Annotated in this window: 18 protein-coding genes and 2 riboswitches; of the genes, 11 read left to right on the top strand and 7 right to left on the bottom strand. The window is 43.5% G+C overall.

Annotated elements, in window-relative coordinates:
* Window positions 1-13: 13 nt before the first annotated feature.
* The 3 genes from F7734_RS22745 to F7734_RS22735 form a co-directional block, all read right to left on the bottom strand.
* Window positions 14-784, bottom strand: a complete 771-nt coding sequence (locus tag F7734_RS22745) for an ABC transporter ATP-binding protein (protein WP_166482077.1) — start codon at window positions 782-784, stop codon at window positions 14-16.
* A 64-nt stretch (window positions 785-848) separates the two neighbouring features.
* The gene (locus tag F7734_RS22740) at window positions 849-1646 is read right to left on the bottom strand and encodes an ABC transporter permease (RefSeq protein ID WP_243147027.1); all 798 of its coding nucleotides are present in this window, start codon (window positions 1644-1646) and stop codon (window positions 849-851) included.
* A gap of 132 nt (window positions 1647-1778) precedes the next feature.
* Window positions 1779-2864 (bottom strand): ABC transporter substrate-binding protein, encoded by a 1086-nt coding sequence (locus F7734_RS22735; RefSeq protein ID WP_155746785.1) that lies wholly within the window; start codon window positions 2862-2864, stop codon window positions 1779-1781.
* A gap of 99 nt (window positions 2865-2963) precedes the next feature.
* Window positions 2964-3070, bottom strand: a riboswitch (guanidine-I (ykkC/yxkD leader).
* 415 nt (window positions 3071-3485) lie between these two features.
* Window positions 3486-3592, top strand: a riboswitch (guanidine-I (ykkC/yxkD leader).
* Window positions 3593-3680: 88 nt separating this feature from the next.
* On the opposite strand from F7734_RS22735, the gene F7734_RS22730 reads away from it, so the two are divergent.
* From F7734_RS22730 to F7734_RS22710, 5 genes are all read left to right on the top strand, one after another.
* Window positions 3681-4436: an urea amidolyase associated protein UAAP1 gene (locus F7734_RS22730; RefSeq protein WP_155746784.1), complete on the top strand. Its 756-nt coding sequence runs from the start codon at window positions 3681-3683 to the stop codon at window positions 4434-4436.
* Between the two features lie 101 nt (window positions 4437-4537).
* The gene (locus F7734_RS22725) at window positions 4538-5179 is read left to right on the top strand and encodes an urea amidolyase associated protein UAAP2 (protein ID WP_155746783.1); all 642 of its coding nucleotides are present in this window, start codon (window positions 4538-4540) and stop codon (window positions 5177-5179) included.
* Window positions 5180-5255: 76 nt separating this feature from the next.
* Entirely contained in the window at window positions 5256-8858 is a 3603-nt protein-coding gene (uca, locus tag F7734_RS22720; protein ID WP_155746782.1) for an urea carboxylase, read from the top strand.
* On the top strand, window positions 8855-10198 hold the full coding sequence (gene atzF, locus F7734_RS22715) for an allophanate hydrolase (protein WP_155746781.1): 1344 nt from the start codon (window positions 8855-8857) through the stop codon (window positions 10196-10198). Before uca ends, atzF begins: the two co-directional genes overlap by 4 nt.
* A 34-nt stretch (window positions 10199-10232) precedes the next feature.
* Window positions 10233-10670 carry a hypothetical protein gene (locus tag F7734_RS22710; protein ID WP_155746780.1) on the top strand — a complete coding sequence of 146 codons (438 nt, stop codon included), beginning with the start codon at window positions 10233-10235 and terminating at the stop codon, window positions 10668-10670.
* A 67-nt stretch (window positions 10671-10737) separates the two neighbouring features.
* On the opposite strand, the gene tnpA is transcribed toward F7734_RS22710, so the two are convergent.
* The gene (gene tnpA / locus F7734_RS22705) at window positions 10738-11139 is read right to left on the bottom strand and encodes an IS200/IS605 family transposase (protein ID WP_155746779.1); all 402 of its coding nucleotides are present in this window, start codon (window positions 11137-11139) and stop codon (window positions 10738-10740) included.
* Window positions 11140-11208: 69 nt separating this feature from the next.
* On the opposite strand from tnpA, the gene F7734_RS22700 reads away from it, so the two are divergent.
* A complete protein-coding gene (locus tag F7734_RS22700; protein ID WP_155746778.1) occupies window positions 11209-12657 on the top strand; it encodes an RNA-guided endonuclease TnpB family protein in 1449 nt (482 codons plus the stop codon).
* 91 nt (window positions 12658-12748) lie between these two features.
* Window positions 12749-13531, top strand: coding sequence for an MBL fold metallo-hydrolase (locus F7734_RS22695; RefSeq protein WP_155746777.1), 783 nt, complete (start codon window positions 12749-12751; stop codon window positions 13529-13531).
* Window positions 13532-13570: 39 nt separating this feature from the next.
* Here F7734_RS22695 and F7734_RS22690 read toward each other — a convergent pair whose 3' ends face one another.
* The gene (locus F7734_RS22690; protein ID WP_155746776.1) at window positions 13571-14353 is read right to left on the bottom strand and encodes a nucleoside phosphorylase; all 783 of its coding nucleotides are present in this window, start codon (window positions 14351-14353) and stop codon (window positions 13571-13573) included.
* Window positions 14350-16713, bottom strand: coding sequence for a prolyl oligopeptidase family serine peptidase (locus F7734_RS22685; protein ID WP_155746775.1), 2364 nt, complete (start codon window positions 16711-16713; stop codon window positions 14350-14352). The genes F7734_RS22690 and F7734_RS22685 overlap by 4 nt, the downstream gene beginning before the upstream one ends.
* Window positions 16714-16962: 249 nt before the next feature.
* On the opposite strand from F7734_RS22685, the gene F7734_RS22680 reads away from it, so the two are divergent.
* The 3 genes from F7734_RS22680 (at window position 16963) to cas6 (ending at window position 20222) form a co-directional block, all read left to right on the top strand.
* Complete coding sequence (locus F7734_RS22680) at window positions 16963-18120, top strand: ATP-binding protein (protein ID WP_155746774.1); 1158 nt, start codon at window positions 16963-16965, stop codon at window positions 18118-18120.
* A 161-nt stretch (window positions 18121-18281) separates the two neighbouring features.
* The gene (locus tag F7734_RS22675) at window positions 18282-18953 is read left to right on the top strand and encodes a polysaccharide deacetylase family protein (protein WP_155746773.1); all 672 of its coding nucleotides are present in this window, start codon (window positions 18282-18284) and stop codon (window positions 18951-18953) included.
* A gap of 153 nt (window positions 18954-19106) precedes the next feature.
* Complete coding sequence (gene cas6, locus F7734_RS22670; RefSeq protein WP_155746772.1) at window positions 19107-20222, top strand: CRISPR-associated endoribonuclease Cas6; 1116 nt, start codon at window positions 19107-19109, stop codon at window positions 20220-20222.
* A gap of 46 nt (window positions 20223-20268) precedes the next feature.
* Here cas6 and F7734_RS22665 read toward each other — a convergent pair whose 3' ends face one another.
* Window positions 20269-21126, bottom strand: coding sequence for an oxygenase MpaB family protein (locus F7734_RS22665; RefSeq protein WP_155746771.1), 858 nt, complete (start codon window positions 21124-21126; stop codon window positions 20269-20271).
* Window positions 21127-21216: 90 nt separating this feature from the next.
* On the opposite strand from F7734_RS22665, the gene F7734_RS22660 reads away from it, so the two are divergent.
* Window positions 21217-22620, top strand: coding sequence for an amidase (locus F7734_RS22660; RefSeq protein ID WP_155746770.1), 1404 nt, complete (start codon window positions 21217-21219; stop codon window positions 22618-22620).
* Window positions 22621-22627 lie beyond the last annotated feature (7 nt).

Here is a 22627-nt window from a genome sequence, read left to right as displayed (position 1 = left end):
TTACGCCCACCCTCTATACTGCAAACGCTTCTTTACCATGTTGCCGTAGCAAATTCATTAGTTCGTCGCGGTAGTCGTGGAAGGTGGCGTGACGCTTAATTGTAGGGTTGCGGTCTGGTAGATTGATGGTTATCTCCTGACGTACTGTACCGGGACGGGTACCCAAAGCATAAATTCGGTTTGAGAGGAAAACGGCTTCTTCTACATCATGTGTAATCATGAAGACCGTAATGCCTGTGCGTTGCCAAAGTTCAAGCATAAATTCATGCATTGATTCTCTAGTATGGATATCAAGCGCTCCAAAGGGCTCATCCATAAGTAAAACTTTGGGTTCGGAAGCAAGGGCACGGGCGATTGCAACACGCTGTTTCATCCCACCTGATAGCTCTTTGGGCAGCAAAGTGCCAAAGCGAGACAAGCCAACGACGCTGAGATAGTAACTGGCCTGTTCGCGCCGCTCTTTTTTGGGAACACCCTGAAGCTTGAGTCCAAACTCAGTATTTTCCTGCACGTTCATCCAGGGATAAAGTGTGTAATGCTGAAACACCATACCGCGATCTGGACCAGGTGATGTGATGCGCTTGCCATCAATGCGGACTTCTCCAGTTGTGGGACTATCTAGTCCAGCAATTTGACGCAGTAGCGTAGACTTACCCGAACCTGAGGCACCGATCGCGCAGATAAATTCGCCTTGCTCGATTTCCATATTGATATCTTTGAGAACCACAAGCGTACCGGATTTGGTCTGAAAATGTTTGTTAAGATTGTTGACTTGTAAAAACACGATTGTTTATCCTCTATTGTTGTTTTGTTTTTGTGAGTTCTAAAACGCTTCTTTAATAAAGTTTTTATTGTTTGTGACTTGCCCATTTGCAAGTGACATGAAGCAAATACTGAAACAGCAAATCAAATGCCAATCCAATCACGCCAATCACAATCAGTCCAACAAAAATTTCATCGGTTTTCAAGAATCGACCAGCAACGCTAATACGTCGCCCCAAACCTTCACTGGCGGCGATAAGTTCTGACACAATAACGAGTTGCCAAGCAGCAGCTAAGTTAATTCGGCAAGCGTCTAATATGCCGGGAAGAACGTGCGGTAGTATTACCTGAGTTAGCGTAGCCCAACGATTGCCACCCAGCATATAAGTCGCTTCTATCAACTCTTTGGGCACAAACTTTACGGTATCCATCACCATCAAGGTATTAAAGTAAAATACACCGATAAAAATCAGTGTAATTTTCGGTTCTTCGCCAATACCCAAATAAAGAATCAATAATGGAATAAATGCAGGTGCTGGCATATAGCGCATCAGACCAAACAGTGGCTCAAATAACGCACGGATGCTAGGAAAACTCCCCATTAAAATGCCAACTGGAATTGAAAGGCTTGCTGCTAGTGAAAAGCCAACGCCAACCCGCCAAAGGCTAGCTACAGTATCTTTGAGCAGTTCGCGTGTCGTCCACAAGCGCCCGAAGGCCTCTACAACTTTTGCAGGTGAAGGCAAAAACTTTGGGTCGATGTTAGTTGTTGCCGTCACTACCCACCACAACAACAGAGGTAGGGCAATTGAAGTAATGGTCAATGCCATATGAAGGGGCTTTGGAATATCTTCAGCTAACCGCCAAAAAACCGTAGGCTTCATGGTTTTTGACTTAATCAAAGATTGAATCGATCGTGGCGGAGTACTTTGGCTCATTGTTCAAACAAAGGGTAAGGGGTAAGGGTTGAAGGTGAAAGTTAAAGAGAACTTCTTGTTTTTTATAGTTTTTATACTTTATTCCCCTGCCTCTTTTCCCTTTCCCCTTGCAGTGTTAGCTTGCATTTGAGCATAGGCTTTGACAAATCGATCGTCAAACAAAAGTGTTATGTTGGGTTTGCTTTTTGCTAACCCAACATCGTTTAAAAACTTGCTCATTTCGTTAGCTGCATACAGCAACGAAGTCATATTATTTCCAGGCTGAAAAGCTTTGAGATTTTCTTCTATACTGAAGAGTCTTGTACCATCGGCATATTGTTTGTATTCTTCAACCGAGACACCTGCCCGTTTTGCCATAATCATGTAAGCGCGGTCTTGATTTTCTCGGATGTAATCGAGCGTGGCAAACCAAGAATCAACGAGTCCCTGAATTTCTTTCGGGTGTTTATACAAGAATTCGCGTGACACTACGAGGTGGTCAGAAATTGCACCTGGAAAGTCTTTAGAACTGAACAGTTCTTTACTGCCTTCACGCCGCAACGCCTGTGTTGTAAAGGGAGCAAAAACAGCAGTTGCATCAACCTGACCTGCAACAAACGCGGCAGCGGCTTTTCCTGTTTCCAAAGGCACAAACTGAATGTCTTGAGGCGATAAGCCAGCCCGTTTCATCCCCAACAACAACAAAAAGTGATCGACTGTGCCTTCTTCAGCAGCCACTTTTTTGCCGCGTAAATCTTTGATACTGTTGATTCCTGGTGCGACGATGATTTTATCGTTGCCAGTAGAGTTGTCGTTAACTAGTACTATGACTTTATCGACGCCGCCTGCTACCGCACTAACTGTATCACCCAGCGTTTGACTGTTAGCATCAATTTGTCCAGCTGTAAGGGTGCTAATTGATTCGAGGTAGCCATCAAACCACTTGAGCTTGACAGCAACATTTTTAGAACTAAAAATACCTTTCTCTTCCGCAACTTGCCAGGGAAACCAACCAGGCCAAGCGCTAAAGCCTAAGTTTACGGTTGTAGTGTTGGAGAAAGCAACTGCTGCTGCCTCAACTTCAGTTGTAGTTTTTATATAAACTGCAGGGTTTTTGCAGCCTACAGCCAGAAACATGGCGACCATAAAAAGTAGGCAAGCTGTGAGGAGCGATCGAGGTTTCATCGGCAATATGCCTCAATTTTGTAAAAAGACTTTTAAAACATTTGCTTTCATAGATACGACAAAGCCCGGAAAGTAATTCAGCAAATACTCGCTAAAACGACCTCCCGGGCTTTTATCCCGCCGTGTCACCAACCCTCCTGAGTTGGCTGCTTCTCTTGGACCAGTCATTACACCTTGGCGCAATCGGAACCCTAGAAGCTTATTTATTTTGAATGATTGGTAAATATTATTCTTGAATCATTCGTGAAAATTAAAGCTATAGAGACGCCTAACTTCGCGTCTTTACATTTGGGCAATTTTTCACAAATCAATAAATAATGCTCTACTAAGGATTACTTAACTAAACAACTGTGTAACTTGTAATTTTATTCAAAGAGGATAACATTAAGGAAATTCATTAACTGTATAAATAGTTACAAATTTGCTTGAAAAATTAAAGTTGGATTTATTGTTGCAATTATTAGGTCAGGTCGGTGAGGTTATTCACGAACTTACCGCGATCGCTTGCAACGAATTGCACAAAATTTGGTAGTAAAAAATTTAAAACCGTGCTAGAGTAAAGAGTAAGACTCTGTAAAATAAATTGCAAAGAGTTAGTTAACTAAAATTGCAAGCTAAATAAAGAAGCGCTTCTAGGGTTCCGATGACACTAAGGTATCATGACTGGTCCAAGAGAAGCAGCCAACTCAGGAGAGTTGGTGACACGGCGGGATAAAAGCCCGGGAGAGCCAATCACGATCGACGTATTGGGAATCTTCTGGGCTTTGCTATTTGAACAGAAATGTTGACCCGTAAACGGCTCATTAGGAAAATTTTATGGTGCAAGCATCTATTTCGCCGGTAGCAACAATCGATCCTAGCCTTCACTTAGTGGATGAAAAGCTACCCGGTGGTGCCTATTGGCATGGTGTAATCAAACGGGGTAATACCCTCCGCGTAACCGATTTGGAAGGTTCTCAAGGCGTTTCGATGATTTGCTACAACGCAGATAGCCCAATAGAACGGCTGAACGTAGCAGACACCGCTAAAATTCAGTTCAATGCCTTCCTTAAAAAGGGCATGGTGATTTACTCTGACATGGGTCGCATTCTGTTCTCTATTACAGAAGATACGAACGGCTATCACGATTTAATTTGCGGATGCAGTAACGCTGCAGGTAACGCAGCTAAATATGGCGAAGGTCCTTACAACAAATATGGCGAAAGCGATTATAATAACACGCGCAACAATTTTCTGAAAGCTTTAGGCAAGCGCGGTTTAACGCGCAAAGACTTGATGCCCAACATCAATTTGTTCAGCAGAGTCGCAGTGCGTCCCAATGGTGACTTAGAATATGTTACAGGTTGTGAAAAACCGGGTAGTTTTATTGACCTTCGGGCTGAAATGAATGTGTTGGTGGTCATTTCCAACTGCCCCCATGTGTTACACCCAGATAAAGTTTATAAGCCCAAACCAATTCAACTGACTGTTTGGAAATCGCCAGCACCAGCACCAGATGATTTGTGCCGTAATGCAAACGAAGAAGTCATTCGCGGTTTTATTAACACTGATGCGTTGTTTGCTCAATCATAGTTAGGCAGTACTTGGGAGTTGAGCAAAAAGCACGCGATCGCTTTAAGAACTCTGTTTAATTCATATCTGTTTCATAGCATCTACAAATTGAGGAAATATTTATGGTTACGACTTTACCGATTCAACGTGACCCGTCCACAGCAATTTATAATGAGGAACTCCCTGCTCGCCAACCTTGGTCGCGAGTAATTAAAAAAGGGCAAATTTTACGGATTGTCGATTTGTTAGGCAATCAAGCTGTTGACACATTGTTCTACAACGCTCATGATATGTCCGAGCGATACAGCGCTCCCGATACTGTTGTGCGCCAGGGTAATATCTTTATCACGACAGGCACTCAGTTGATTTCCAACGAAGGCAACGTGATGATGACTGTTATCCATGATGAGTGTGGTAAACACGATACACTGGGCGGTGCTTGTAGTATGGAAAGTAACTCAGTAAGATATGGGCTGCACAAGAAGCATTTGCACGCTTGTGTTGAAAATTACTTACTAGAGTTAAGTAAATACGAAATGAACAAACGGGATCTTGTCAGCAATGTAAACTTCTATATGAATGTTCCCGTAAGCGAAGACGGCACATTAGAAATTGTGGACGGTATTTCGGAAGCTGGGAAAATCATCGAACTGCGTGCGGAGATGGATGTGATGGTCTTAATTTCCAACTGTCCGCAAATTAATAACCCCTGCAATGCTTACAATCCGACACCAGTTCGCTTGACTGTTTGGGATGCAGCTTAAGTCATTTGTCATTGGTCATTTGTCATTGGTCATTGGTCATTAGCCATTAGCCATTAGCCATTAGCCATTAGCCCTCATGTTTAATAAAGTCCTAATTGCCAATCGGGGTGAAATTGCCTGCCGGATTATTCGTACCCTCGACCGTCTTGGTATTGCTTCGGTTGCCGTCTACTCTGAAGCCGATAACCATGCTGCTCATGTTGCAGCCGCAGGTGAAGCCGTTTGTGTGGGACCACCTGCGGCAGCACAAAGCTATCTTTGTACTGATGCGATTTTAGCAGCAGCCCGTACAACTGGTGCCGAGGCGATTCATCCCGGCTATGGCTTTCTCAGCGAAAATGTAGCGTTTGCCTCCGCGTGTGCAGAAGCAGGAATTACTTTTATTGGACCCACACCAGAGCAACTACGGCGATTTGGACTTAAACATGAAGCACGGGCAATTGCCTCTTCAGCAGGAGTACCCCTAGTTCCTGGCACCGATTTGCTAGAGAGTTTGGCGCAAGTCAAGCAGGCAGCAGTAGAAATTGGCTATCCTGTAATGATTAAAAGTACGGCGGGGGGAGGCGGCATTGGAATGCAATTGTGCCGGAGTGAAGATACTTTGGCAGACTTGTTTGAAAATGTGCAGCGCTTAAGTCGTAATAACTTCAGCCAAAGCGGAGTATTTTTAGAAAAATATATCGAGCACGCACGTCACTTGGAAGTGCAAATCTTTGGTGATGGTCGGGGAAATATCGTTGCTCTTGGTGAACGTGATTGTTCGACACAACGACGCAATCAGAAAGTGATTGAAGAAGCGCCAGCACCGAACATTAGTGATGCACTCAGGCAGCGCTTGTATGAGTCCGCAATTAAACTCGGTCAGGAGATCGAATATCAATCGGCAGGTACGGTTGAGTTTATATACGATGTAGATACCGAGCAATTTTACTTTTTGGAAGTCAATACGCGCTTACAGGTGGAGCATGGCGTTACAGAAGCCATTACTGGTGTGGATTTGGTCGAATGGATGGTGCGACAAGCAGCAGGAGAACCCCTGTCATTAGAATCATACCAGTACCAACCGCAAGGATATGCCATTCAAGTTCGTATATACGCTGAAGACCCAAATAAAAATTTCCAGCCTAGTTCCGGTGAACTCACTCAGGTGCAGTTTGCAAATGACATTCGCTGCGATACCTGGATTTCAACTGGAACAAAAGTATCACCGTTTTATGACCCGTTGTTAGCTAAAGCGATCGCACATTCTGAGTCAAGAGAAAGCGCGAGCGCACGCCTGCAAACGGCTTTGGCTCAATCTCGCATCGACGGCATTGAAACCAACCTGGAATACCTGCGCCAAATTATTGCCCATCCAACTTTTACTCAAGGTAATATTACTACAAAATTTACCAATAGTTTTACGTACCATGCCAATACAATAGATGTGAGTAACGCTGGTACAATGACCACCATTCAAGATTATCCCGGACGGGTGGGTTATTGGGATGTTGGTGTACCGCCCTCCGGTCCGATGGATTCTCTAGCGTTTCGGTTGGGGAACCAAATTTTAGGCAATCCAGAATCGGCTGCAGGATTGGAGTGTACCCTATCTGGACCGTCTTTGCGCTTCAATTGCGATACGGTTATTTGCCTCACGGGTGCTAAGATGAAAGCCACTTTAGATAAACAAAGCATTCCTTATTGGGTACCAGTTCCGGTAAAAGCAGGTAGTACGCTACGTTTAGGAAATATTCAAGGCGATGGTTTCCGTACCTATGTATTAGTGCAAGGAGGATTTGACGTACCAGAATATTTGGGCAGTCGCTCAACTTTTACTCTGGGTGGGTTTGGTGGACATGGTGGCAGAGCGTTACAGGTCGGCGATGTCTTAAAATTATATCCTCCATCGACTCATACGGCATCACAATCTATTTCCCCCGAATTGATACCTACCTACTCAAATCATTGGGAAATTGGAGTCTTATACGGTCCTCACGGCGCACCAGATTTTTTTACAGAACAAGATATTGAAACTTTTTTTAACACTGATTGGGAAGTGCATTACAACTCCGCACGGACGGGGATTCGGCTGATTGGACCAAAACCAACCTGGGCACGTCAAGATGGAGGTGAAGCGGGGTTGCATCCCTCTAATATACACGATAATGCCTATGCTGTTGGTACAATAGACTTTACTGGAGATATGCCAATTATTCTAGGATTGGACGGTCCTAGTTTGGGAGGTTTTGTCTGTCCTGCCACGATTGTCCAAGCCGAGTTGTGGAAAATTGGGCAACTCAAACCGGGGAACACAATTAGATTTCGTCGTCTTACTTTTAACCAGGCATTACAACAAGAATTACAGTTAGATGAACAAGTCAGAACGCTGCAAGTTGGGGAAACACGTTCAGTGATAATTCATGATGCTGTTGAAAAACCAGTTTTGACACAAATACAAGCAAAGGATAATCAAATTGCCGTTACCTACCGTCAGGCAGGTGATAAATACTTGCTGATGGAATACGGTGATTTAGTGCTGGATTTGAAATTGCGTTTTCGAGTGCATGAGTTAATGACTCATTTACTCGAAAATCCTATTAATGGGATTTTAGAATTAACACCGGGAATGCGATCGCTACAAATTCATTACGATAGCCGCGTCCTGTCCCAATTAGACTTAGTTAATAAATTACAAAGTATCGAATCTCATCTACCAGATATTTCCAACCTAGAAGTGCCGACGCGCATAGTACATTTGCCACTATCCTGGGATGATGAATCAACGCAATTAGCGATTCAAAAATATATGCAGTCGGTGCGAAATGATGCTCCTTGGTGTCCTAGTAATATTGAATTTATTCGTCGCATTAATGGGTTGGGTAGCATCGAAGAAGTCAAAGATATTGTCTTTAATGCAAGTTTTCTAGTCATGGGCTTAGGAGATGTTTATCTTGGAGCACCAGTAGCAGTTCCACTCGATCCACGTCATCGCTTAGTCACCACAAAATATAATCCCGCACGCACTTGGACACCGGAAAACGCAGTTGGTATCGGGGGTGCCTACCTGTGTGTTTATGGCATGGAAGGACCGGGTGGTTATCAGTTTGTCGGACGCACTGTGCAAATGTGGAACCGTTACAAACAAACGGCAGACTTCAAAGATGGCAAACCCTGGCTGTTGCGATTTTTTGACCAGATTCGATTTTATCCTGTTTCGCACGCGGAGCTAATGCAGCATCGCGAAGATTTTATTGAAGGCAAGTTCAAGCTAGAAATTGAAGAAACTACCTTTAAGTTTCACGACTATCAGCAGTTTTTACAAGAGATTGCACCCGAAGCAGGGACTTTTAAAACTCGCCAGCAAATAGCTTTTCGTGAGGAGCGCGATCGCTGGACAGCTACAACCCAAGATAATAGTACCCTCACCGACAGCGAACCTCCATTGGCACCTGCAACAACCATTCCCGATGACTGTTATGCACTGAGCGCTCCAACAACAGCAAATGTTTGGCAGGTTTTAGTTCAACCGGGCGATCGCATCACTGAAGATACGGGTGCGATCGTATTAGAAGCGATGAAACAGGAAATGACATTGCTACCAGATGAGCCAGGAACAGTAGTAGAAGTACTCTGCAAACCAGGGCAACTCGTCACTGCCGGACAAATTCTGGCAATTATCAGAGGAAGAGCGTCATGATAGGTTCCATCACATTGGACATTGAATCACTACTTATAGCTTATCGAACAAAGAAATTAAAACCAGCAGATGTTATTCAGGACGTTTACCGTAGAATTGCCGCACGTGGTAACGATCGCGTTTGGATTTCTTTAGTAGAAGAAGCCAAAGCGCAAGCAGCAGCACAAACGCTTGCTGCAAACAGTCCGGATAACCTGCCCCTTTACGGCATTCCCTTTGCTGTCAAAGATAATATAGATGTAGCTTCCATGACCACCACAGCAGCCTGTCCTGCTTACAGCTACACCCCTTCAAAAACGGCAACAGTCGTTGAATCATTACTCAAAGCTGGAGCAATTTTAATTGGCAAAACCAATCTTGACCAATTTGCAACGGGGTTGGTCGGGATGCGATCGCCTTATGGTGCTTGTAGCAGTGTTTTTAATAACGATTACATTTCCGGTGGCTCTAGTTCTGGTTCTGCTGTAGCAGTAGCAGCAGGACTAGTTAGCTTTTCTCTAGGCACAGATACAGCAGGTTCTGGGCGAGTTCCAGCAGCGTTTAATAACATTATTGGGCTAAAACCTACCCGTGGTATTTTAAGTACATCCGGGGTAGTGCCTGCCTGTCGAATGCTCGATTGCGTTTCTATATTCACCTTGAATTGTCAAGATTCTCTACGAGTATGGCAAGTTGCCAAAGGTTATGATGATAGCGATAGTTATTCTCGAAACGTTCCACAAACAACCAAAGCAATTCCATCATCGTTTTGCTTTGGTGTACCCAAACCAAATCAATTAAAGTTCTTTGGTGATACAGCTGCAGCAGAATTGTATGAGCAGGCAATACAGCGATTAGAAGCAATGGGTGCCAAACGCGTTGAAATAGACTTTCAGCCCTTTTGCCAAGCAGCGGACTTACTATACTCTGGTCCTTGGGTAGCAGAACGGCTTGCTGCCATCCAACCGTTCTTTGACTCCCAAGGTGATGCCATTCATCCTGTTGTGCGCCAAATCATTAGTAACGGTTCGCGCTATACAGCAGTCGATACTTTTAAAGGTTTTTATGCCCTAGAAGCATTAAAGCAGGAAACTGCTAAACAGTGGGAAAAAATAGATATTTTGGCATTACCAACAACGGGTACTATTTACACCAAAGCACAAGTAGAAGCTGACCCCATCAATCTTAATACCAACTTAGGCTACTATACCAATTTCGTAAACTTAATGGATTTGTGTGCAATAGCACTTCCTGCAGGCTTTCGCGACAATGGTTTGCCCTTTGGTATTACCTTAATAGGGCAAGCGTTTCAAGACGTAGCCCTGTGTGAATTAGGCGATCGCTATCATCATGCCCGGTAGCACTTATGGCAAAATAACTTCCGTGAGGTTGTAAATGACAACTGTATCCACCAATAAAATTGCTCTTGCTGTCGTCGGCGCTCATCTCACCGGACAGCCTTTGAATTATCAGCTACAAGAGCGCCTAGCAACAAAGCTAAAAACCTGCAAAACCGCTGCCACATATCGCTTATATGCCCTTGCCAATACACAACCCCAAAAACCCGGATTAGTGAAAGTTCTAGATGGTGGCCTCAGCATTGAGGTAGAGGTTTGGAATTTGAGCGCAGAAGGCTTTGGTACCTTTGTAGCCGCAGTCCCACCACCCCTAGTCATTGGCACCTTAGAACTGGAAGACGGCACATTAGTTAAAGGTTTTTTATGTGAACCTTATGCGATCTCCGATGCACAAGATATTTCTCAATACGGTGGTTGGCGCAATTATAAAAAATCGAGCGAGCCAAAACCACTGAATATGAAGCACGAAGTGTGACGTAGTGCTTCATATGTGCTTTAGACAGTGGATGTAGGCACCGGGTGGCACTTTAGGGACAGCGACATCATGTTGTATCGTGGTGTCTTTGCTCTTCAATATACCTACGAACTGTGTCGCTACTTACATTGCCAGCAGTAGAGACAAAATACGAACTTGTCCACAAACTAGGCAGTTTCAGCAAATGTGGAAATTCTTGCCTAAGTAATCTAGAGCTTCTTCCTTTAATCGCGTTAGCCACTTGATGTGGAGCTATTTCAGGTGGAACGTTAACAAATAAGTGAACATGGTCTGGCATAATTTCTAGTGCTATAATTTTCCACTTTTTTTCTTCACAGACTTCCCAAACAATTGTTCTCAGTCGGTTTTCGACATCTCCAATCAAAATCTTCTTCCGTCTTTTTGGTATCCAGACCAAATGATAGTTTACCAGGGAGACGGAATGATTTTTTCTTCGATACTGTTGCATAATTCCTGGAACTTACGATATATTATTGTAGATATAAATAATATATCAACAAACAAGGAGGTGAGCAACTTGCTAACAAACTATGTGTACAAGCTACGTCCTAACGTCTCTCAATCTGAGAAAATGGATAACTGGGTTGATATGCTCAGGAGTCATTACAACTGGTGCTTGAATGATAGAATTACGCAATACAATCAGCAATTCATTCAAGGCGACTATTGCGATATAAGAACTAAGGCTGAGGCTTGTCCCATAAGTTGTTTTGTTAGCAAGAATGGAGCTACAGGAGAACCTTGGAAAGATGGAAAGCTAGATAAAGAGGGAAATTTAAAAAATCCTAGAAGAAGTGCAGGAGATATTCAGATAACCAGTCTACCAATGCTGAAGCAAGCTAGACCTTGGTATGCTGATATTGACTCTACTGTGTTGCAACAAAATGTTAAACGTCTTGATGTAGCGTACAAAAACTTCTTTGAGGGAAGAGGATTTCCACAATTTAAGAACCGGAGTAACTTCACGTCTTTTACCTATACAGTAGGAATAAAAGTACAGGGAAATAAAATCTACCTACCTAAAATAGGTTGGATGAGATTCCACAACTCTCGCTTAATACCTGATGGTTTTACTATCAAGGCTGTAACTGTCCGTAAGCGTCAAGATGGTTGGTATATTTCTGTCCGAATAGAAGATAAATCTGTACCTGACTATATTTCAAAACCTTTAACAGAAGTCGAAAAGGTCATTGGTTGCGATTTAGGGATTACCAAGCTTGTTCATCTATCAGATGGGCATCAAATTGATAATCCTAAGTTTGCAACTAATAAAAAGACAAAGCATCTATTAAAAGTCAGGCAGCGACGAGTTAGCCGCAAAGTTAAAGGTAGTAAAAACCGGAAAAAAGTAGCTAAAAAAGTTGGGAGATTACATAAAAGAATTAGCGATAAACGTCTAGCATATCAATGGTATGTTGCCAACAAAATAGTCTCTCGTAATGTAGACGCTATTGGTTTGGAAAACTTGAACGTTGCTGGGATGCTACGACGCTGTAAGGTCAAAGTAGATGAGAAAACAGGAAGGTTTTTAAAGAACGGACAAAGCCGGAAAAAAGGTTTAAACAGATCTATCTCGGATGCTAGTTGGTCAGAGTTAACTTCAAAAATTGAGTATCTCGCTGCAAAGCAAGGAAAGGTTGTAATTAAAGTTAATCCAAAACATTCATCACAAGAATGTAGAAACTGCAAACATATTGATGCAGCGAATAGGGAGGGTGAAAAGTTCATTTGTGTTCGGTGTGGTCACATGGATCATGCCGATTTAGGAGCTGCAAAAACCATCCGAGATAGAACTTTGAGTTTGGTACGTGAGGACTTCGCGAAACCATCTGCCAGCACTAGCAAGTCTAGTGAAGGAACAGTTAAACGCCCGAAACAACGCAAGGAGACATCAGCACGCTCTATGAGCAAACGTGTTGAGCCTGGGAACCCTAGCGATAGGGATATTAAGGCAGCAATGTCTTAAGAATCACCGACCCTTTAGGGCGGTGAGTGTCAACTCGCGAGTCTTTCATCTGCCGGATAATGAGAATTAGGTGTGATCTTTACAAAATTTTATGTACTTAACTTGGTTAGATAACAATTCATGGTTAGTTGAGATGGGCGGGAAACGAATACTCATCGATCCCTGGTTAGTTGGTTCGTTAATCTTTGGCAATTTGGATTGGTTGTTCAAAGGTTTTCGGACTCAAGAACGCGCCATACCAGAAAATATTGACTTGATTGTGCTGTCTCAAGGTTTGGAAGACCACGCTCATACACCAACACTCAAGCAACTCGATCGCAACATTCCTGTTGTGGCGTCTCCCAATGCAGCCAATGTCGTAACGCAGTTAAATTACACACAAATCACCCCACTAGCTCATGGGGAGACATTTAATTTGGAGCGGAGTGTCGCAATTACAGCAACTCCCGGTTCTTCAATCGGTCCGACTTTGGTCGAGAACGGTTACATTCTGAAAGAGTTGGAAACTGGCTTCACTTTATACTACGAACCTCATGGGTATCATTCTCCCTCACTCAAGGAAGCTGCTCCCATAGACGTTGTTATTACACCACAGTATGACTTGGGTTTGCCGTTAGTTGGCTCTATTATTAGGGGCAGAAAATACGCTTTAGAAGTTGCTCAATGGTTACAACCGCAAGTGATGATTCATACAGCAGCAGGTGGCGATGTGGTTTTTGAAGGATTGCTAAATTCTTTACTTCAAACTACTGGTAGTATTGCGGAATTTCGTTCCTTGCTTGCACAAAATCATCTTTCAGTACAGGTGATTGAACCAACCCCTGGCGCTCGCTTTGAAGTCCCGTTAAAACAATCAGTGACCAATGACAAATGACCAATGACAAATGACCAATGACCAATGACAAATGACCAATCAATACGGTTCTTCCCATTGTTCTGCTGCTTTGATAGCGATCCGAATGGCATTGTCAATGGCAGTATCTTTTTCTGCTAACACAATGTCTTCCTTCACCGTGCGTTGGGCAACAACACCGCACACGCAACCTGCTCGAAAACCGTAAACACCTGCCATCTTGAACAAAGTGCCACTCTCCATTTCATAATTCAGTATATTTAAAGAGCGATATTCTTCCGTGATTTCACGTAAAGAACGCAACAGAGGTCTTTGAACTGACTGCGATCGCTCTTGTCCCTCATAAAAAGTATCAACCGATGCCGTAATCCCAACATGATACTTGACATTAAGAGTGTTTGCTGCATGAGCCAAGGCTACTGTCACAAATGGATCTGCGGCGGCAGGATATTCTATAGGTGCAATGTCATTAGCTGCACCTTGACGGCATAAAGCAGCACTAGTAATCACCGTGCTACCAACTGCCACGTGTTCTTGTATGGAACCACAACTGCCAACACGTATAATGAGCCGAATACCAACTTGTACCAACTCATGAACAACAATACTTGTAGATGATGCACCCATACCACTGGTTGCACACAACAGCGATCGCCCGTTGGGTAAAATCCCCACATAGCTATCCAGCCCGCGATTTTCCGACAAAAGACGCACTGAATGCAGGTAGGAATGGGCAATTAACTTCGCCCGTTCCGGATCGCCAGACAAAAGAGCGATGCTTGGTGGAGTCTCCCCAAGGTCATTTCGTCCAAACCCAATATGATATAAGGTGGCGTTCGTCATTTCAGATATTTGTCACACCAGTTCACCATTTCCCAAAGTACATGACCAACTGCTTCACGAGAGTAATAGCCGTGGTCTTCTAATGGTAATATGACACTGCGAACAGTTGCGCCCAAACCTTTCAATGCTTCATACAATCTTTCAGTTTGGAGAGGATATGTACCGGGATTGCTATCTTTTTCTCCATGAATCAGTAAAAGTGGGGCTGTGATTTTAGCCGCATGAGTAAAGGGAGACATATTAATATAAGTCTCTGTCGCTTCCCAAAAATGGCGCTGCTCTTGTTGGAAACCAAAAGGAGTCAAAGTACGATTATATGCGCCACTCCTAGCGATTCCCATACAGAATAAATCTGTATGCGCTAATAAATTCACCGTAGTAAATGCGCCATAGGAATGCCCGCTAATACCAATACGATGTGGATCGGCAACACCGCGCTCAACTACGTAATCAACGGCGGCTTTTGCCCCTGCAATCAATTGTTCCACATAAGAATCATTTGGTTCTATGTTATCTTCACCAATAATTGGCATTGTAGGACCGGAAAGAACTGCATAACCTTGAGTTAGCAAAAATAAAACAGATGCATAACTCGGACGGCTGAAGGTATTTTCAGAACTATTAATTTGCCCTGCAAATTCCTTATCTTTAAATTCTTGTGGATACACCCAAAATAAAATTGGCAAAGTTCCATCACGAGTGGCATCATAACCAGGTGGTAAGTAGAGTTTTGCTGAGAGTTGCACGCCATCTGCACGTTGATATTTGACTAACTCACTTTGCAATCCTGCTAACTGAGGAGCGGGATCTTGATAATAAGTAAGCGCGTGAGAAATTTTGTTGTCAGTCCGATGAAACAAAAAATAATTGGGTGGCTCAGTTTTGGATTGGCGGTGAGAAATCAAAGTTTCTGCTTCATCATCTAGCACGTAGGAAATATCTTCAAAATAAGGGTCTTGGCATTGCCACAGGCGTTGTGTATCCCCAGTTTCTAAATCAAAACTATCCAAAAATGGATGAACGCCGTTAGGAGATGCCCCACGACCGCTCAGATAAATGGTATTACTTTGGGGGGCAAAGCGTAAAACTCGGTATCTCTGATGCCCTAAGGTTGTCATCGGAGACCCCGGATCGCTGTACTTGTCTTCGTAACTGCGGTTAAATAATAATTTTGGGGGTGAGTCGGGTGTTTGTGGGTAGATGCGCCAAATTCGCTCTTTACGAGTGTCGTACCATCTTTCCCACACTAGAGCTACATCTTCCTTACCCCAAAGAATATGATGAAAGCGATATTCAGATTGCCAAAGTTGCTTTGGTGTACCTGTAAAAGGTGCTTCTAATTCATATAAAGCATCTCGTTTAGCAACATCATTGGTAGGATCGCCGTTATCTAAAGCTTCTACCCAATGCAATGTTGCATCAGCATCATTCCGCCAAGATATTTCCCTTCTTCCTGTCCGCACTTCATCAAATTTTGTTGTACGGCGCACGAACAGTGGCACATTTGCAACTTCATAAATTAATTTGCCCGTATCATCGATCACCTGAAGGGTTTTCGGAAAAAATGGGGCTGGTAGTTGATAAGAAAATGGTCGATGCAGCTGAGTCAGGAGAAGATATTTGCTATTTGGGGAGGGTACAGCCTCATAAATCAGGCTTTCTGATACTAGTAAGGTGCGGTGACCATCTAAAGTGACTTTTTCTAAGTTTGCGCTTAAGTAGTATTCAAATAACGCCTCATCATGAGGGTTTTTCAAGAGATTTGTGTAGGTGCGACTGGGACTTTTACCGCTAAAGTTTTCTTGAACGATCGGTCCTGAAGGAACGTTGGGTTTGGCTGGTGGTTCTCCTCTATAGGTTGGAATGATTTTGCAAATCAGTGCTTCATCAGACAGCCAACGGTATGGTTCTCCATAGGCAGCATTCAGTATTGGCTCAGTCAGTTGTTGTGGGGTGAGACTATCGACATCTACAACCCACAGTTCTAGTCCCGTGTCTTGAGTGAGGGTAAAGGCTAATTTTTGACTGTTGGGTGACCACTTAACATAGCCAATCTGAGCGCTTTCGGGTAGGGGCACCGTGCGATCGCTCTCGCCTGCACTGACTGCCCTAATCTTTAAGTTCTGGTAGAATGACAAACGAGAGAGTGCGTTAGTTTTGGGATTTAAGAGCAATCCTGCCAATGGAATTTCTGGCTCTGCAAAATGAGCGATCGCCTGTAACGATGGTTTTTCTAACTCTACCATCCACTGACGGTTGGGAGAGAGCAGGATGCTTGGTGGAGATGGGGCATTGAGAATTTGGGCGATCGGTTCTGGGGGAGACTGCCAGATTTGTTCAATACTTGAGGGGTTTTCCATTGTACGTCGATTAATGCTGCCTGTAATCTCAAATTAACAACATTTTACGAACTTTTCTATACTTAATTTTATGGTAATCATCAGTCAGCAAGATAAAAACGTGAAACTAAAAAATTGCTGCTGGTGCCGTTTTAATCCCCTGGCGGGGAATATCCAGGGTGAAACAAAGATGGAGCCAACCAGTCCCACTAAGTATCAATCGAAACTTATGGTGGTTTGCCGGAGTTTTTCAGTGAAAGGACTTGAAAAATGGATAAATTGGTAAAAGTCGCCGAGCTCCTCAACTCTCTGAACTTGGAAACTCCTTTTGGGACGATTGAGCATCGAGTGGTTGTTGCTGGGGAAGTTCGCTGGATGCAATGGATGAACCGAGCAATTTTTGACGAACAGGGTAACTTTGTTCGATTCCAATCAGTGGGACGAGATATCACTCAACGCAAGCAAATGGAGGAAGCTCTACGACAATCGGAAACGCGAGAACGCGAAAAGGTTACCGAGCTAGCACTGGCATTGGATGAATTGAAACGCACCCAAACTCAACTGATTCAAGCTGAAAAAATGTCGAGTTTGGGGCAGATGATAGCGGGTGTAGCTCACGAAATCAACAATCCTGTTAGCTTTATATACGCAAATATCGAACCAGCCTCAGAATATGTTCAAAACCTTCTGAACCTCTTAGAGCTTTATCAGCAACACTACCCTAACCCAGTCAAAAAGATTACTGAACAACTTAAACTCAGCGATTTTGAGTTCATAAAACAAGATTTCCCAAAACTACTGGCGTCAATGAATGATGGTGCTGTTCGAATTAGTCAGATTGTGATGTCTTTAAAAAACTTTTCCCATCGTCATGAGGCAAAGCGCAAGCAAGTAAATATTCATGAAGGTCTAGATAACACACTGCTTCTGATACAACACCGCTTGAAACAACGACCCTTACACTCAGAAATTATTGTCATCAAAGAGTATGGGCAACTACCAAAACTAGAGTGTTTTCCAAGCGAACTCAACCAAGCATTTATGAATATACTCTGCAATGCGATTGATGCCTTGGATGAGCTTGCTGTCAGTCGTCAGCGATCGCAAAGCACTAAAAAATCAAATCATGACGAACGGCTGACCAAAGACTTTAGACCAATAATTCGGATTTGTACAGAAGTAGCAAAAGATTCACGAGTGCTCGTCCGCATTGCTGACAATGGCGTTGGCATCAAGCCGGAAGTTCAGCCTAAAATATTTGACCCTTTCTTTACTACAAAACCGCCTGGAAAGGGTACAGGTTTAGGATTGTTTATTTGCTATCAGATTGTAGTGGAAAAACATGATGGGGAACTGACTTGTGATTCTGTATACGGTGAAGGAACTGAGTTTGTGCTTAAACTCCCTCTGATTGGACGCCTGAGCTAGGAAGTTGCCTTGGGCTTAGGCGTCTACTTACTGGAATTATATCATGTCTGTTTATATACCCTGAATAAAGCTCACGCAAAGACGCAAAGGCGCTAAGAAATTAAGGAAGTTTTATTATGGTTATGCTACCGGATATGATAAGCAGGGACTCACAATTCTGTATGCAGTTGGCTCCACTTTTCCCAATCTTTTACCGCATTCTCAAACCCACGTTCCCTAATTGCCTTTGGTGCGGGGATGTCAGTTCCAAGTTTATTGCCCTAACGTTTGATGATGGTCCCCATCCTCAGTACACGGCGCAACTGTTGAAGGTTTTGGATCGACATGATATTGTAGCTAGTTTTTTTTGGCTGGGTGCTTGTGTCAATCGATCGCCTGAAATAGCGCAAGAAATCTTCGCTCGCGGTCACTGGATTGGATTGCATGGCTACGATCATCGAAATTTTCCCATGCTATCACCAACAGAACTTAAGCAAAGTTTAGAGAGAACTCAAGCAGCTATTTATGATGCTTGTCAGTTAGAACCCGAACAAGTACGTGATGTCCGTCCCCCAAATGGATTATTTACACCTACAACGTTAAACTTACTAAAGCAATGGAATTACCGCCCTGTTATGTGGAGTGTTGTTCCAGAAGACTGGGTGCGTCCGGGTATCACTACCGTTACACAGCGAGTTTTAAAGCAGGTGTGCAATGGCTCACTGATTGTTTTGCATGATGGTGCTTGTGGTGGGCAAGATGTTGCCGAAACAGCAGAAGTTTTAATACCGAAATTGATAGAACAAGGTTATCAATTTGTGACGATTGATAAATTTTGGGGGATTAGTTGTTAGTAGGGGCGCGGCGGCCTTGCGCCCGTACAGTTGTTAGTTGTTGGTTGTTGGTTGTTACTCCTGAAGCCTTGGTTAAAGTCAATAAAAATTTATCCTTACATCCCCTTATGGGGATGTAAGTAAGATAAAATACAAAAAAATTCAAACATCATCATGCCCCAACGCTCTCAAAAAAAGCTAAGCAAACCTCAGTCACACCTAAAATGGTCTTCAGGTACAGAATTAATGGGCTTGATGTTTGAGTTAGTTCCCCAAAAAGATTGTTATCTTTACGCCCAATACACTATCGGACTTCATGCCTGGTTTCTCGATCGAGTACGTTCGACAGATCCAGAACTTTCAGCGTACCTGCATGATGGAGAATCTGAAAAGCCCTTTACTATCTCAGCATTAGATGGAGAGATAACAAGTAGTGGCAGACAAATACAACTACTTGCGAATACTTCTTATCACTGGTACATCACAGCTTTATCTAGTAGAGTACAAAAGTGGATGGCACAGTGGGTAAAAAAGTTACCTTCTGCAGTTGATTTGCGGGACGCCCCTTTAACTATAGCTTCCTGTCAAATTTCACATCCTCCTACAACCTATGCCGAATTGTTAGATTCTGAGTACGGTGGAACTGTCTCTTTAACATTTCTTAGCCCTACTAGTTTCCGTCGCAAAGGTCATCATCTGCCTTTACCTGTTCCAGTTAATGTCTTTCACAGTTACCTAAGACGTTGGAACGACTTTTCTGGGATACCTGTTGACCAAGATGCTTTTCTAAGTTGGGTAGATGAGAATGTTTTGATTAATCGCTGTCAGGTGACAACTGTAAAGGTATTAGCAGGTAAAAAAGGTGCAGTTACGGGATTTACTGGGGCAATTGAGTTAAGTTTGACTAAAGAAGCAGCTCAACAACCAGAGTTTGAGCAGTTATTTTATGCTCTGGGCAAACTCGCACCTTATTGTGGAACCGGTCATAAAACTACTTTTGGTTTGGGACAAACACGTTTGGGTTGGTCATCTCAAGTTATCCAAGATATACCTGATGTAGAAAGTGTGTTGGCAAAACGAATTGAGGATTTAGTAGAAATTTTTAAGGCGCAACGCAAGCGAACTGGAGGAGAACGTGCGGATGAAATAGCCTCGAAATGGGCAACTATTTTGGCAAGGCGGGAAATGGGAGAATCTTTGCAGGTAGTCGCACAAGATTTGGATATGCCTTACGAAACTGTCAAGACTTATGCGAAATTAGCGCGTCGGGCTTTAAAAGAGCAGGAGTAATATCATTTTACGAAGCGATAATAAGTTTTGATGTTGTAGAAGATATTTAATTCATCACTTTTTCTTCCGAACCCAGATTTGCAATCTCATAGCCGTGAGGATAAGTGCGGGTTGGAGAGTCGATAAAAAACTTGGAGTGCTTGAGGGGCGGCAAGAAACGCTGTATTTTACTCCGGATTTGCAAACTCGTTTCAACACTCCGACGCAGCCATTGTCCGGGATGCTCAAAACCAAATGCATCAAGCATTGTGTCATCAAGTAAGGCGTATACTGCAGGTTTTAAAAGAGGGGACATCCACTTGGGATACCAACTCAAAAATAAATCGCGAGTTGCTTCACCAACATGACGATTGGTTTCTGCATAGCGAAAGTGCGTTCGTTCGTAGTCGATATTGTACTGTTCCAAGTCCTCATAAGTTGTGGGAATACCTTCAATGTGCATCCGATTGCCCACTTCCCGCCAGAAATAAAAAGAGGCTAGCTTTTCTTGTTCCGACATCAGCCGCCAGCCAAAACGGGCATTCCAACGAATGGGTTCATAAATAAAGGTTGACAGAACATAGAGGAAATCAGCATTGTCAATTTTGAAACGAGAGTGAATGGCATTCATGCGCTGAATTGCCTGACAACCGCGCTCGCTCCCATAACCCCATTTACAAAACTCTACAATAATGATTGCTGTATCATCGTACCGTTTTTGAGGACGTTTGTGAAACTCCCTCGTTTTATCTAATAACTTAGAAATACTTGGAACACAATAAGTTTTCATAAGTGCAACTTCCAATGCTCTCGTTATGTCCCACGGAAACTCGTAGCCCAACATCAGATGATAAATTTGACAGTGATCTTGCAGTGGGTTGAGTTCCTGAATCAGATGTAGATTGTCGTAACGATGAAGACGCATAAGAGTGTCGGCTGTTCTAAAATGAACTGGTGGTAAAACAAATGATAGAAAACGCTAGGAATAAACACAACTAATTTCTAAAACAACACAATGAATCAAGTGGATCTAGCTTTTACTCCAGCCCTAGAACAAGCACAGTTAGTTCGTCGTCGGGAAGTGTCGCCCCTAGACTTGGTACAAGTATACTTAGAACGCATTCAGCAGTTGAATCCTCAGTTGGGAAGTTATTTTACAGTGTTGGCAGAGCAGGCTATTGCGGATGCTAAAGCTAAAACAGAAATTCTTGCAAATGCTTCCGAACTGCCACCATTTTTTGGAGTGCCAATTTCTATCAAAGACTTGAACCCCCTTGCAGGTGTCCCTTGTACTTTCGGAAACCCGGCATTATTGAATAATATTCCTAATTACGATGATGGTGTGGTTACGCGCATTAAGCACGCTGGATTTATTATTCTGGGTAAAACAGCAACTTCGGAACTAGGTGCGTGTCCTTATACAGAACCGAGGGGCTTTCTTCCTGCTAGAAATCCTTGGAATTTGGAATACACTCCCGGTGGTTCGAGTGGTGGTGCAGCAGCAGCTGTAGCCGCAGGGTTATGTGCGATCGCTCAAGGTTCTGATGGTGGTGGTTCGGTACGGGGACCAGCTGCTTGTTGTGGTTTGGTGGGAATCAAGCCATCACGGGGACGCGTAACTCACGCACCAGTGGGCGATCGCATGAATGGTATTGCAATGAATGGTCCGATAGGACGTACTGTCGCAGATGCGGCTGCACTTTTAGATGTGATGTCTGGTTATGTTACGGGCGATCCATACTGGCTTCCCGATCCCGAACCATCGTTTCTTGCTGCTACTGAAGTAAGACCAGAGCGGCTGCGAATTGCTTATTCTACGAAAATCCTTCCTATAGGAGAAGCAGATAGTAACTGCAAGCAAGGAGTTTTGCAAACAGTCGAGTTATTAGAACAACTCGGTCATGTTGTGGAAGAAAAATGCCCAGATTTCAGTGGGATAGTGGAACCCTTTCAAATTGTTTGGCAAACTGCACCAGCTTCATCGGGGCTTCCTGCTGAGATTTTACAGCCATTTACTCGCTGGTTGTTTGAAAGAAGCGGTTCTGCTGGGGAATACCTACAAGCAGTTTATCAAATGCAAGTTGCATCCCGACAAATTGTGGCGTTTTTTGACACGGTGGATGTACTTGTGTTGCCAGTTAACCTCCATTCTCCCATTCGCATCGGAGAATGGGCAGACTTAAGCCCAGAAGAGACATTCCAAAAAATTATTGGCTGGGTTGCACCTTGTCCGCCAGCTAATGCTACCGGACAACCTGCGATCGCACTTCCTGTAGGTTTTGACAGCAATGGTTTACCTATAGGCGTGCAATTGATAGGACGCCCCGCAGCAGAAGCTACCCTGATTAGCTTAGCCGCACAACTGGAAACTGCAAAGCCGTGGATTCAGCATCGTCCATCAATAACAGTGAGCACCTGACCAGTGA

It is taken from the genome of Scytonema sp. UIC 10036 (assembly GCF_009725235.1).
This window is presented reverse-complemented; position numbering and strand designations above follow the sequence as displayed.